This window comes from Embleya sp. NPDC059237 (genome assembly GCF_042754105.1).
GTDB lineage: Bacteria > Actinomycetota > Actinomycetes > Streptomycetales > Streptomycetaceae > Embleya.
Window position 1 is genome coordinate 23,585 of sequence record NZ_JBHZAE010000036.1, and the last position, 12,304, is coordinate 35,888.

At 70.9% G+C, this 12,304-nt stretch carries 7 protein-coding genes; 5 read left to right on the top strand and 2 right to left on the bottom strand.

Annotated features, from left to right (window positions below; all coding sequences use genetic code 11):
• Window positions 1-29: 29 nt before the first annotated feature.
• The gene (locus ACFXKZ_RS50880) at window positions 30-1,739 is read right to left on the bottom strand and encodes a cellulose binding domain-containing protein (protein ID WP_380014876.1); all 1,710 of its coding nucleotides are present in this window, start codon (window positions 1,737-1,739) and stop codon (window positions 30-32) included.
• Window positions 1,740-2,415: 676 nt separating this feature from the next.
• On the opposite strand from ACFXKZ_RS50880, the gene ACFXKZ_RS50885 reads away from it, so the two are divergent.
• From ACFXKZ_RS50885 to ACFXKZ_RS50900, 4 genes are all read left to right on the top strand, one after another.
• Window positions 2,416-3,324 carry a lytic polysaccharide monooxygenase gene (locus tag ACFXKZ_RS50885; RefSeq protein ID WP_380014879.1) on the top strand — a complete coding sequence of 303 codons (909 nt, stop codon included), beginning with the start codon at window positions 2,416-2,418 and terminating at the stop codon, window positions 3,322-3,324.
• Between the two features lie 408 nt (window positions 3,325-3,732).
• A complete protein-coding gene (locus ACFXKZ_RS50890; protein WP_380014882.1) occupies window positions 3,733-5,865 on the top strand; it encodes a glycosyl hydrolase family 18 protein in 2,133 nt (710 codons plus the stop codon).
• Window positions 5,866-6,494: 629 nt separating this feature from the next.
• Complete coding sequence (locus tag ACFXKZ_RS50895) at window positions 6,495-7,457, top strand: AraC family transcriptional regulator (protein ID WP_380014885.1); 963 nt, start codon at window positions 6,495-6,497, stop codon at window positions 7,455-7,457.
• Between the two features lie 72 nt (window positions 7,458-7,529).
• Window positions 7,530-8,381 (top strand): carbohydrate-binding protein, encoded by an 852-nt coding sequence (locus tag ACFXKZ_RS50900; protein WP_380014888.1) that lies wholly within the window; start codon window positions 7,530-7,532, stop codon window positions 8,379-8,381.
• Between the two features lie 110 nt (window positions 8,382-8,491).
• Here ACFXKZ_RS50900 and argF read toward each other — a convergent pair whose 3' ends face one another.
• Window positions 8,492-9,475 (bottom strand): ornithine carbamoyltransferase, encoded by a 984-nt coding sequence (argF, locus tag ACFXKZ_RS50905; protein ID WP_380014891.1) that lies wholly within the window; start codon window positions 9,473-9,475, stop codon window positions 8,492-8,494.
• A 396-nt stretch (window positions 9,476-9,871) separates the two neighbouring features.
• Between argF and ACFXKZ_RS50910 the strand changes: the two genes are divergently transcribed.
• Complete coding sequence (locus tag ACFXKZ_RS50910) at window positions 9,872-11,062, top strand: Cmx/CmrA family chloramphenicol efflux MFS transporter (protein WP_380014894.1); 1,191 nt, start codon at window positions 9,872-9,874, stop codon at window positions 11,060-11,062.
• Window positions 11,063-12,304 lie beyond the last annotated feature (1,242 nt).

Below are 12,304 nucleotides of genomic sequence, written 5' to 3' on the forward strand. Positions count from 1 at the left end.
GTGGGATCCGGACGGATCCCGAAGGGGGTTCAGCCGGTGAAACCCTTGAAGAGATTGGTGAATTCATAGGGCGACTGGCTGATGCTGCTGCACGTCGCGGAGACCCCGCCGCCCGGGCAGGAGCCGTTGTCCCGACCCACCGACCAAAACGCCAGTCGGCCGATGTGGTTGGTGTTGGCCCAGGAGACCAGCTTGGTCGCGTCCGACTGGACGAAGATCTTGCCGTTGAAGTTGCGGCCGATCATCGGCGTGACCGCGAGCATGCCCCGGAGTTCGGCGTCGGACTTGGCGGGCCAGATCTCCCTCATCTGACGCAGCGTCGATTCCGCGGCGGCGATCACCGCGTCGCCCCACACCGGGCGCGACGTGCCGAACTCCATCGCCATCGGGTTGACGATGTCGACGCGAACCCCATTGTCCCGCGCGCTCTTCAGCAGGTCCACGCCCAGCGCCGGGGTCAGACCGTAGTCGTCGCCCTGGACCATCAGCGTGAAGCTCACCGTGGTGGCCGGCCGATCCCGCTGCACCTTCGCCAGCGCCTTGTTCATCGTGTCGATCGGGATGGACGCCTCGATGTCGATGTCGAGGTGCTTGGCCCCCAGCGTGTCGATCACCTTGGTGTACGCGGCGGCGAGCGCGTCGGCGCTGCCGCAGGACGCCTCCAGGTAGGGTCCGGCCGCGCCGCCGAAGGCGACCACGATGTCGCCGCCCTGGGCCCGAAGCGCCGCGATCTGGTTGAGGATTCGCGGCTCGTCGAGGGCGATCGTGCCACCCCACTTGGGGTCGCAACCACTGTTGCTGCCCAGAACGAAGGCGAGCGTGAACAACTTCTGGCCGGTGGCCGCGGCCACGTCGGTCAGGGTCGGGGTGGGCGCGGTGATGTCGATGTATGGGACGCTGCGCACGGAGCCCGCGGGCGGATTGCCGCCGCCCGTCGTGGTGGTGCCGATCAGCTCGGGGGTGAACGAGGACACGTTGCCCGAGGCGTCCTTCGCCCGGACCTTGATCCGGTACGCGGTGTCCGGGGTGAGTCCGGTCAGCGTCGCGCCGGGGTCGGCCGTGCCGGCGCGGGCGACGCCGTCGACGTACACGTCGTAGCCGGTGACCCGGTCGTTGTCGGTGGACGCGGTCCAGGCCAGGGTCAACGAGGAGGAACCGGCCGTGGACACCCGCAGGTTCGTCGGTGTGCTCGGCGGGGTGGTGTCCGGCGTGGCCGGTCCGGTGCACGGATTGCCGTTGAGCTTGCAGCCGGTGGGAGTTCCGGACCCGGCGCCGAGGAAGCCGAACGTGGTCGAGGCGCCCGGTGCGAGGGTGCCGTTGTACTCGCGGTTGGTGAAGACGTAGTGGCCGCCGCTGCCGGAACCGCTTTGCAGCGCGTCCCAGTAGGAGCCGACCGTGGTGCCGGCGGGCAGGTCGAACTCGACCTTCCAACCGGTGAGCGTGCCGGTGCCCTGGTTGCGGACGGTGTACTGCCCGGTGAAGCCGGAGCCCCAGTCGGACGCCTTGGCGAACGTCGCCTCGGGGGAGGCGGCGTGTGCGGCGCCGGCGGGCAGGACCACCAACGCGATGGGGGCGAGAACGGTGACGGCGACGGCGCGGGCGAGTGCGCGCAGCCGGCGCCGAACCGGTCCGGTGGAGGTGGAACGGGCTTGCCGGGAACGGGAGTTACCGGGCCGGGGGGCGCCGGACCGGGGATCGCGGCGCGGGGAGGGGAACGGGGCGGGGAACTCAGGGTTCATCGAGCCGGCTCCTGGACACGTCTGGGACACGAGTCGGGGGACGAGGGTGGTGCGCGATCCGCCGTGCGTGCGCCGCCGGTTGGCGCACTCCACCGCTCGCGGCCGGGCGGTGTGCCGGATCGTACTGCGCTTCGAGATGTGTCTGGTGCAATGGTCTATACCAACCTGGGTCTCGTCCATAGGGTCGCGGGCACTTTTTCGGCGCGCCCGGCAAGTATTGGCAAGGCCGCCGCGGATCGAGGAAAATTTTTCCTCGGCACAATGACGACACATCTGATGCCTCGTCAGAAACAAGGTCGTGCAGGCCGGCCCGACTTTTCGCGGGCTTTTGCAACGCCTCGGTTGGGGAGTAATGAACCCTCGACGGCACGATCGAATCGGAAAGACCCGCTCCGCGCTCTTGCGCGACCGGACGAGCACGACGAATCTGTGTAGCGCCGCAGTCATTGGTCTATACCTGTCCCGCCGGACCGCAGGCGGCGGCACCCGTACGCCGGAATACCGGGATCCGTCGCGGCCACCTCGGATCCCCGTCCCACCCGCGCCGACCGTCCCACCAGTGCCGACAGGTCCCAACCGCGCCGACCGTCCCACCCGCGTTCGAGGGCTCCCGTATGACGTCCATGCGGTCTTCGTGCGTCCCCGCAATCGGCAACTCCCTTACCCGGAGGGCTTCATGAAGTCTCCCCGCAAGGTCGCGGCATTCGCCGCGGCCTGCTGCCTGGCACCCTTGACGATCGCCGCGCTGGCCACCGGAACCGCACAGGCGCACGGCACACTCAGCAACCCGCTCAGCCGTACCGGCACGTGTCGCGCCGAGAACCCGGAGAACCCGACGTCCGCCGCGTGCAAGGCCGCGGTGGCCATCGGCGGCACGCAGCCGGTGTACGACTGGAACGAGGTCAACCTCGCGGACGTCGCCGGTCGGCACCACCAGCTGATCCCGGACGGCAAGTTGTGCAGCGCCGGGCGGGACAAGTACAAGGGCTTCGACCAGGCGCGCGCCGACTGGCCCGCGACCGCGGTCTCCCCCGGCAGCACCTTCAACTTCCTGTTCCGGGCCACCTCCCCGCACCGCGGCACGTTCCAGTTCTTCGTGACCCGCGACGGCTACGACCCCACCGTGCCGCTGCGTTGGTCCGACCTGGAGGCCACGCCGTTCCTGACCCAGACCGATCCGCCGCTGGACAACGGCTCGTTCGTGATGAACGGCCGGATGCCGCAGGGCAAGACCGGGCGCCACCTGGTCTATGTGATCTATCAACGCTCCGACAGCCCCGAGGCGTTCTACTCCTGCTCGGACGTGGTCTTCGGCGCCGCCGCCGCACCGGCCGCCGCCGAGCGGGTGACGGCGGCGACCGCTCCACTCGCGCACGAGACCGGCGCGCCGTACATCGAACCCGCCGGGCGTACCCACGAGAGCATCCACGAGGCCCCGGTGGCCGCGGCCGTGCCGGACCAGGGCCCGGCGGGCGTGCCGCGCGCGGCCACGGTCGGCGCGGCCGGCGCGGGTGCGTTGATCATCGTCGGCGGTGGCGCCGTCGTGCTGACCAACCGGCGTCGGGAGGCCCGCGCCCGGCGCTGAACCCGCGCCCGGCGCCCCACAGATGCCACCTCCGGTCCGGACGAAGTCGTCGGGCCCGACCAACCCGACGACCGCCGCCGGGCCGGAGGTGGGCCAAACCACGCCCGCCGCGCCGCCCCCCACGTCCCCGGGGGGCCGGCACCCCTCTTCGCACCGGCCCGGTCCCGGGGCCGGCCCCTCCGCACCACCCGATCCCTCCACCCGATCCGCCGGCGCGGCCGTCCCCACCGCGCCGGCCCGAACCACCCCGCGTGGCCCGTCCCGACCGCGCGACGCCCGACCGAAAACCCGTCTCCCCCGACCGGTCCTCCCGCGGCTCCACCCCCTCCGCGCCTACCCCGCACCCACCGTCCCGCCCCGCACGTGCTCCGCAAGTCCCTTTCTCGTCCTCAGAAAGCGGGAGTACCCATGCGACGACCAAGTCCGCTCCGCACCCTGGCGACCGTGGTGGCCACCGCCGCCGCGTCGCTGGGCCTCGTGCTGACCTCGGGCGGCGCCGCGAACGCCGCTGCGGAAACCACGCCGACCACCGCGCAGACGACGGCAGCGGCGCCCGCCACGGCAGGACAGGCGAGCGCGCAGGCCGCCACACCGCTGCCCACCCGCGTGTTCGCGCCGTACTTCGAGGCGTGGACGGGGGAGAACCCGGCGACGCTGTCCGCCCAGTCCGGCGCGAAGTACCTGACCATGGCCTTCATCCAGACCCCGAGCAAGGGCTCGTGTACGCCGTATTGGAACGGCGATACCGGAATGCCCATCGCCCAGTCCACGTTCGGCGCAGACATCGCCAGGATCCGCGCGGCCGGCGGCGACGTGATCCCGTCGTTCGGCGGCTACACCGCGGACAACACCGGCACCGAGATCGCGGACAGTTGCACCAACGTCAACTCCATCGCGACGGCGATCGAGAACGTGATCTCCACCTACGACATCAGCCGCATCTGCCTCGACATCGAGGACAACTCGCTGACCAACACGGCCGGAATCGACCGCCGCAACAAGGCGCTCAAGCAGGTCCAGGCGTGGGCGGCGAGCAACAACCGCTCGTTGCAGATCCAGTACACCCTGCCGACCACGACCTCGGGCCTGGCCGACAGCGGCCTGGCGGTGTTGCGGAACGCGGTGAGCAACGGCACCAAGGTCGACGTCGTCAACATCATGACGTTCGACTACTACGACAACCAGCCGCACCAGATGGCCAACGACGCGAAGAGCGCCGCGACCGGCCTGAAGAACCAACTCGGCCAGCTGTACCCGAACAAGACCCAGGCCGAACTGTGGGCCATGGTCGGCGTCACCGTGATGCCCGGCGTAGACGACTTCGGCGCCGCCGAGACGTTCACCACGGCCGATGCGGTCACCGTCGTCGACTGGGCCAAGACGCAGGGGATCAGCACCCTGTCGATGTGGGCCCTCCAGCGCGACAACGGCTCCTGCCCGGGGGGTACGGCGCAGGACAACTGCTCCGGAATCCCGCAGGAGCAATGGCAGTTCACCCACACCTTCGCACCGTTCACCGGCGGCGGCGGACCGGTCACCAACGACTTCGCGCTCACCCTGAACCCGACCACCGGCTCGGTTGCGCGCAGCGGCACCACCTCGTCGACGATCACCACCGCGGTCACCCAGGGCAGTGCGCAGAACGTCGCGCTCACCGTGACCGGCGCCCCCAGCGGGGTGAGCGCGTCCATCACGCCCGGCACGGTCACCGCGGGCGGATCCGCGACGCTGAACGTCAGCGCCTCCGCGACGGCGACCCCGGGCACCTACCCGCTCACCGTCACCGGCGTCGGCGCGTCCGCGACGCACAGCGCGACCTACTCGCTGACCGTCACCTCCGGGCCGGTCACCAACGACTTCACCCTGTTCGCCGGTCCCGCGTCGGGCAGCGTCACGCAGGGCGGCAGCACCTCGTCGACGCTCACCACCGGGATCGCCGCCGGCGCGGCGGAAACCATCGCACTGACGGTGTCCGGCACCGGCAACGGCCTCAATGCCACGGTCACTCCGGCCTCGGTCACCACGGGCGGATCCGCGACGCTGAACATCTCCACCACCGCGGCCCTGCTCCCCGGCACGTATCCGATCACCGTCACCGGCACCAGCCCGTCGGCCACGCACAGCACGGTGTACACGCTCACCGTCAACGGCTCCTCCGGCGGCCTGCTCAACGCCGACCTGGAAAGCGGCTCGCTCGCTCCGTGGACCTGCCAGCCCGGCGGCGCGGTGGTCTCCACGCCCACACACGGCGGCACGCACGCCCTGGAGGTCGCGGCCGGCGCGGCGCAGACCGGGGAATGCAAGCAGACGCTGCAACTCGCCCCCAACTCGACCCACACCCTCACCGCTTGGGTTCGCGGCAACTACGCCTACCTGGGCGTGAGCGGGGGCGCGACGGGAAGCACCTGGGCCTCGCCCGGGACCACGTGGGCCAAGCTGACCGTTCCGTTCACGGTCGGTGCGTCCGGCAGCGTGACGGTCTACCTGCACGGCTGGTACGGGCAGGGCTCGGTATACGGCGACGACTTCGCGATCAGCTGAGGCCATGGTGCCGGGGCGGTCCCGCGCATCCCGCCGGATGCACGGGACCCCCCGACACCGCTGCGATCGCCCCCGAAGCCCGGACGCCGGCTCGCGACCCCACCGTGAGCCGGCGCCCGGTTGCCGTATGCCAGGCGCGGATGGCGGGCGAGTGGACCGGGTGCCGCCGGGCTGCCCGCGCTGCCCCGTTCCGAGCCAGACGCCCGATCTTCCGGGCGGAGTGGCGCCCTGCCGGGCCCGCCGGCCAGTCCGCCCGGCCCTATCCGGACGGCGTGGCGCCCTGCCGGATGAGCGGCGCCGGCCCGAGTCGGTTCCCGCCGATCGTGGTTTTTGGTGCGGTGTCTTCCTGCTCGCCCGGGTACGGGTGCGGGCGGGCTGAGCGGACCCGACGGCGGCTCCGGTCGGCCGGGGCGCGAACCGTTCCCGGTCGGCCGCCGTGGCAGGTCGCACACGGTTTGGTTTGCCAGTTCGTGCCGTTGCGCGCGACCCGCCCGACAGTCGGCTCGGAACGGCCTAACCTGAACCGCTGATCGAGCGCCGGCCGCATCGTCCGAGAACCGCCAGGGGGCCGACATGGCACGCAACACCCACCCGCGACCAACCCGCCGCAGCGGCGCCGGGAGGCGCCGATGACCGCGTCCACCCAGCTCCGCCCGGCGGTTCCGCTGCACCGCCTCGAGGTGCCCGCGCCGACCGTCCTGCCGTTCGCCGTCGGCTCGTTCGACAGCATCGGCCCGCTGTCCCGGGCCGATTTCCCGCACCGGCACACCTTCTACGAGATCGCCATCGTCACCGGTGGGCGCGGTACCCACGTAGTGGATCTGGTGCCCCGGTCGGTGTCTCCGCCGCAGTTGTTCTTCATTGCCCCCGGCCAGGTGCACTTCTGGCATCGCATGCACGAACTCACCGGCTGGGTCGTGCTGTTCAACGACGACTTCCTGTTCGCCCACCCCGAGGACCGGGACACCGTCCGCGACCTGGCCGGCTGTGCGCGGCTGCGGCCCACGCCGGAGGCGGCACCCGGACTGCTCGGCGTGGTGGCCGAGTTGCGCCGCGAATACGCCGAACAGGGCGTGGGATTCATCCCGGTGCTCCAGGCGTATCTGCATGTGCTGATCCTGCGTGCGGCCCGACTGGCGATATGGGACGGCCCCGACTCCCGGCGGGATGCGGGGCGGTCGGATCCGGGACAGCCCGATCCGGGGCCGACCGCGGCGCTCGCCCAGCGCTTCGCCCGGCTCCTGGACGGCCCGCCGGATCCGGATCCGGTCGAGCGTACGGTCGGTGCGTACGCCGACCGCCTCGGCGTCTCGGTGGGCCATCTCAACCACGCGGTGAAGACCGCCACCGGGCGCACCCCCGGCCGGATCATCCGCCAGGCGCAGGTGGTGGAGGCCAAACGGCTGCTCGCCGGCAGTGATCTGACAGTGCGTCAAGTCGCGGACAGGGTGGGTTTCGCGGACCCCGCGTACTTCTGCCGGTTCTTTCGTCGGGAGACCGGGAGCACCCCGGGGGAGTACCGCCGCGAGATCAACGCGAAGCACCACGAGAGCCGTGCTTTGTCCATCGACGCCCGCACCCGGCGAGCATAGGTTCAGACCAATCGCGAGCGGGCGGATCGATTCGTCGACCTTGCCCGCCCGTCCCCTCGCCGAGGAGTCGACATGGACCCCGAGATCACCGATCAGGACGAGCCCGCCGCGCGCGGCATCACCCGCAAGAATCTGCTCAAGGCGGCGCTGATCGCCGCTCCGCTGCCGCTGCTGATCGGCGGCGTGCCCGCGCTGGCCCGGGCGCAGCGCAACAGCGGCGGGCCGTTGGCCCCGACGCCGTTCTGCCACGACGGCGACGCGCCCACCATCGACCAGACCGAAGGACCGTACTTCAAGCCCAACTCCCCGGAGCGGTCGGTGCTCACCGGCGCCGGTACCCCACTGGTGGTGTCCGGCTTCGTGTTCAACCGCGCGTGTCAGCCACTGGCCAACGTGCTGCTCGACTTTTGGCAGGCGGACACCAACGGCGAGTACGACAACGTCGGATACACCTTCCGCGGCCACCAGTTCACCAACGCGCAGGGCGCGTACAAACTGACCACGGTGGTACCGGGTCTGTACCCGGGCCGCACCCGGCACCTGCACGTGAAGGTCCAGGCGCCCAACCGGGGGATCCTGACCACGCAGACCTACTTCCCGGGCGAGCCGCGCAACAACACCGACACGATCTTCGACGCGCGGCTGTTGATGAACGTACGCAACGGCAACCCCGGCAAGGAGGCGACCTTCGACTTCGTCCTCAACATCGCCGGGGTTCCCCCGACGAGCCAGCCGCCGACGAGCCAGCCGCCCACGAGCGAGCCGCCGACGAACCCGCCGGGCGGCACCTGGCGGGCGGGCACCAACTACGCCGCCGGCGCCACGGTGTCCTACGGCGGTCAGAACTACCGCTGCCTGCAGGGGCATACGGCAATTTCGGGATGGGAGCCGCCGAACGTGCCGGCTCTTTGGCAGCGGATCTGATCGACATCGCCGGGGGAGGCGAGTCGATCACGGGCCCCGGCGGTGCCACCCGCCGGGGCCCGGCGTTCGTGGGCGCCGTCGTCGGGCGCGACCGCGCGAATCGCGACCGTTCAGCCCGCGATGGTGAGTTGCATCAGGGCCTTGGCGGTGTGCATGCGGTTTTCCGACTGGTCGAACACCCGGCTGCGCGGGCCCTCGAAAACCTCGTCCACCACCTCGCGGAGGTCGGGACGGGCCCGCGCAGTCTCGGTCTCCAAGTCGTGGAACGCGGGCAGGCAGTGCAGGTAGACGGTGTCGGCGCGGCCGGTGCGGGCCATCAGCTCGGGCGTGACCTTCAGGTCGCGCAGCAGCTCGATTCGACGGTCGGTCTCCGCCTCCTCGCCCATGGACACCCACACGTCGCCGTACACCGCGGCCGAACCGGCCAGTGCCTCCTCCGGCGACGCGGTGAGGGTGATCGCGGCCTGCGACGACTCGGCCCCGGCGAGCAGTTCGGCGATCGACGCGGGGTCCGGGTGCAGCGGCTTCGGGGCCAGGACGCGCAGGTCGAGGCCGAGCTTGACGGCGGCGACGGCCAGGGTACGGGCCACGTTGTTGCGGCCGTCGCCGACGTATGTGATGGGCAGGCCGCGGAGTTCGCCGAAGTTCTCCCGCAGCGTGAGCAGATCGGCGAGCACCTGGGTCGGATGGTAGGTGTCGCACAGCCCGTTCCACACCGGCACCCCCGCGTGTGCGGCGAACTCGGCGACGGTCGTATGCTCGAAGCCGCGGAACATCACCCCGTCGAAGACCCGCCCGAACACCCGGGCGATATCGCGCACGGACTCCTTGATCCCGAATCGGATGTCCTCGCGACCGAAGACCTCCGGATGCGCACCGGACTGCGTCGCCGCGACGACGAACGAGACGCGAGTGCGGCACGAGGGCTTGAGAAATATCAACGCGATATTGCGCCCCGCCAGCACCGGCACCCGCTCCCCGAACGCGGCCCGCTCCTTCAGATCCCCGGCCCGATCCAACAACTCACCGATCTCTGCGGCGCTCACGTCCAGGAGCGAGAGCAGGTTGCGGCCCTTGAGGGCGGAAAACCCCATGGATGACCTCGATTTCGTGGCCTGATGAAGATGCATGAATATGCCTGATGCGGCATCATCATGCACGATCGAGACGGAAACGGCGGCCCATTTTCCGGCAGCCACCACCGGTGCTCGGTGTTCGGTGTTCGATGTTCGGTCCTCGGCGCCGGGTGCCGGTGCCCGGTGAGGGCGAAAACCCGGTGGAGGTGCCGTGAACGGGGCTGGTAGCTTCGCTCCCGTGAGCAACCCCGAGTCGGACAGACGACGGCCGCCGGTGAGCCGGTGGCCGATCCCCTGTCGATGAGCTGAAGCCGCGTGGCCGCAATGGCCGCGGGCGTCCTCGGACATGGCCGCCACCGGTGTCGCCGGTGTCGAGCCGTGAGGTAATCCATCGGACGTCCATGGGGTTTCGTCATGCCATTCGCCGTATACGTGCTCGGGCTCGCGGTCTTTGCCCAGGGCACCTCGGAGTTCATGCTCTCCGGCCTGCTCTCGGGCATCGCCGACGATCTGCACGTGTCCATTCCCACTGCCGGACTGCTCACCTCGGCGTTCGCCGTCGGGATGGTGGTGGGCGCGCCCGCGATGGCGCTGGTCGGGCGCCGACAACCACGCCGCCGTGCACTGCTGTTCTTCCTGTGCGTGTTCATCGCCGCGCACGTGGTGGGCGCGCTCACCCCGAACTACCCGGTCCTGCTGGCCACTCGCGTCTTCGGCGCACTGGCCAACGCCGGCTTCTGGGCGGTCGCCCTGGTGACCGCGATCGACCTGGTCCGACCCGAACAGCGGGCCCGCGCCACCTCGGTGGTGGTCGGCGGCGTCACCATCGCGTGCGTGGTCGGCGTACCGGCCGGCGCGCTCCTGGGCGACCGGTGGGGCTGGCGCGCGGCGTTCTGGGCGGTGGCCCTGGTGTCGCTGCCGGCCGTACTCGCCATCGCCCGAACCATCCCGAACCACGCACCACCGGCGCACCCGGACCCGTCGGCAAACACCCGTCGCGAACTGCGCGCCCTGCTCACCCGGCCGCTGCTGTCGACCCTGTCGGTGATGGCCCTCGTCCAGGGCGCCACCTTCTGCGCGTTCTCCTACTTCGAGCCGGTGATCACCCAGGTCACCGGCCTGGCCGACGGCTGGGTCCCGATCGCCCTGGCCCTGTTCGGAGTCGGCTCGTTCGTCGGCGTCACCATCGCGGGCCGGATCGTCGACCGACGACCGACCCAGGTGATCGGATGGGGGATGGCGGCCTCGGCCGTCGGCTGGGCCCTGTTCGCGTACACAGCGGGCACCCCGTGGGCGGCGATCACCCTGGTCGCAATCCAGGGCATGCTCGCCTTTGCGACCGGAACGGCCTTGATCGCCCGCGTACTTCGCCTCTCCCAGGACACCTCCGGCCTGTCCGGCGCCCTGGCCACCTCCGCCTTCAACATCGGCGGCACCCTGGGCCCCTGGCTCGGCGGCCTGACGATCGACGCCAACCTCGGCTACCGAGCCCCCCTGGCAACCAGCGCAGCCCTCATGCTCCTGGCCCTGACGGCGGCAGCAACAACCCACCACCACCACGACCCCAAGCCCCACCAACTCCCCAAGCCCACGGCACACACCTGACCCAACCCAGGCCACCCGGCACCCGGGGTCGAGTGGCTGCGGGTGGCCGGGCCGCCGCCGGCGTGCGGGGGGCCGAGATGTGGGGCTTGCGGCGGGGCGGGTGTGTTGGTCGGCTTGAAAGCGGCCGGCAGCGGCGGGCGGGGTGGGTGCTCGGGTGGGGTTCGCCGGGCGTGCGTTTCCGGGTGGGTCGGGTGTTTTTGGCGTGCGTTGCGCTTGTGGTTGCGGGTGGCTGGCGCGGGGCTGGTCAGGGTCGGTGGTGGGCCGCCGCGGGCGTGCGGGGCTTCGAGACTTGGGGTTTCCGGCGGGGCGGGTGTGTTGGTCGGCTTGAAAGCGGCCGGCAGCGGCGGGCGGGGTGGGTGCTCGGGTCGGGTTCGCCGGGCGTGCGTTTCCGGGTGGGTCGGGTGTTGGCGGCGAGACTCGCGCCTTGGGTTGCGGGTGGCTGGCGCGGGGCTGGTCAGGGTCGGTGGTGGGCCGCCGCCGGCGTGCGGGGGTCCGAGACTGAGGGCCCCGACGAGACAGCTGCGTTGGTCGGCGAAAACCGGCCGGCAGCGGCGGGAAGGGGAGGGGTCGGGTCGGTTTGCCGGGGGCTTTCCCGAGTGGGTTGGGTGTTTTCGGTGTGCGGTGGGCATTTGGGTGACGAGGGTTCACAAACCTGGACGGCGTGGGGTGCCGGAGCCTCGGCGGGAGAGAAAACCGCAGGTCAGTGCGAAGAGGAGCCGTTTCGACCGCCTCGGAATCCGGTTCCGGCATCCACTGGGCACTTTCGGACTCCTCGACGGCTCTGTGAGGTCGCCGCGCCCGAAGTCGGCTGCGACCGGGCCCTTTTGGCCTTCACACCGGCGTTGAGGGGGCCGGTGCACACGAAACCGGCACTCGACACCCGACTTTCCACCCCGACCACGCAAAACCGCAGGTCACCGAAGCTCCAAGCCCACAACCACCCGCCGAGATCCGGTTTCGAACCCCAGCCCCGCCCCAACACCTCCAAAGTGCCCTGACCCACTCAGGACGGCGCCCCGGCAGACTCGACCCGAGCACCCTCCCGCCCCGCCACTGCCGGCCGGTTTTCGCCGACCAACGCAGCTGTCTCGTCAGGAGCCCTCAGCCTCGGAGCCCCGCACGCCGGCGGCGGCCCACCACCGACCCTGACCAGCCCCGCACCAGCCACCCGCAACCACAAGCGCAACGCGCGCCGGAAGAACCCGGCCCATTCGGGAACGCACGCCCGGCGAACCCGACCCG

Excerpts from the sequence above, each read along its gene's own strand:
- ACFXKZ_RS50880 (WP_380014876.1), bottom strand. The coding sequence starts at position 1,739 with ATGAACCCTGAGTTCCCCGCCCCGTTCCCCTCCCCGCGCCGCGATCCC.
- ACFXKZ_RS50895 (WP_380014885.1), top strand. The coding sequence starts at position 6,495 with ATGACCGCGTCCACCCAGCTCCGCCCGGCGGTTCCGCTGCACCGCCTC.
- argF (WP_380014891.1), bottom strand. The coding sequence starts at position 9,475 with ATGGGGTTTTCCGCCCTCAAGGGCCGCAACCTGCTCTCGCTCCTGGAC.
- ACFXKZ_RS50900 (WP_380014888.1), top strand. The coding sequence starts at position 7,530 with ATGGACCCCGAGATCACCGATCAGGACGAGCCCGCCGCGCGCGGCATC.
- ACFXKZ_RS50910 (WP_380014894.1), top strand. The coding sequence starts at position 9,872 with ATGCCATTCGCCGTATACGTGCTCGGGCTCGCGGTCTTTGCCCAGGGC.
- ACFXKZ_RS50885 (WP_380014879.1), top strand. The coding sequence starts at position 2,416 with ATGAAGTCTCCCCGCAAGGTCGCGGCATTCGCCGCGGCCTGCTGCCTG.
- ACFXKZ_RS50890 (WP_380014882.1), top strand. The coding sequence starts at position 3,733 with ATGCGACGACCAAGTCCGCTCCGCACCCTGGCGACCGTGGTGGCCACC.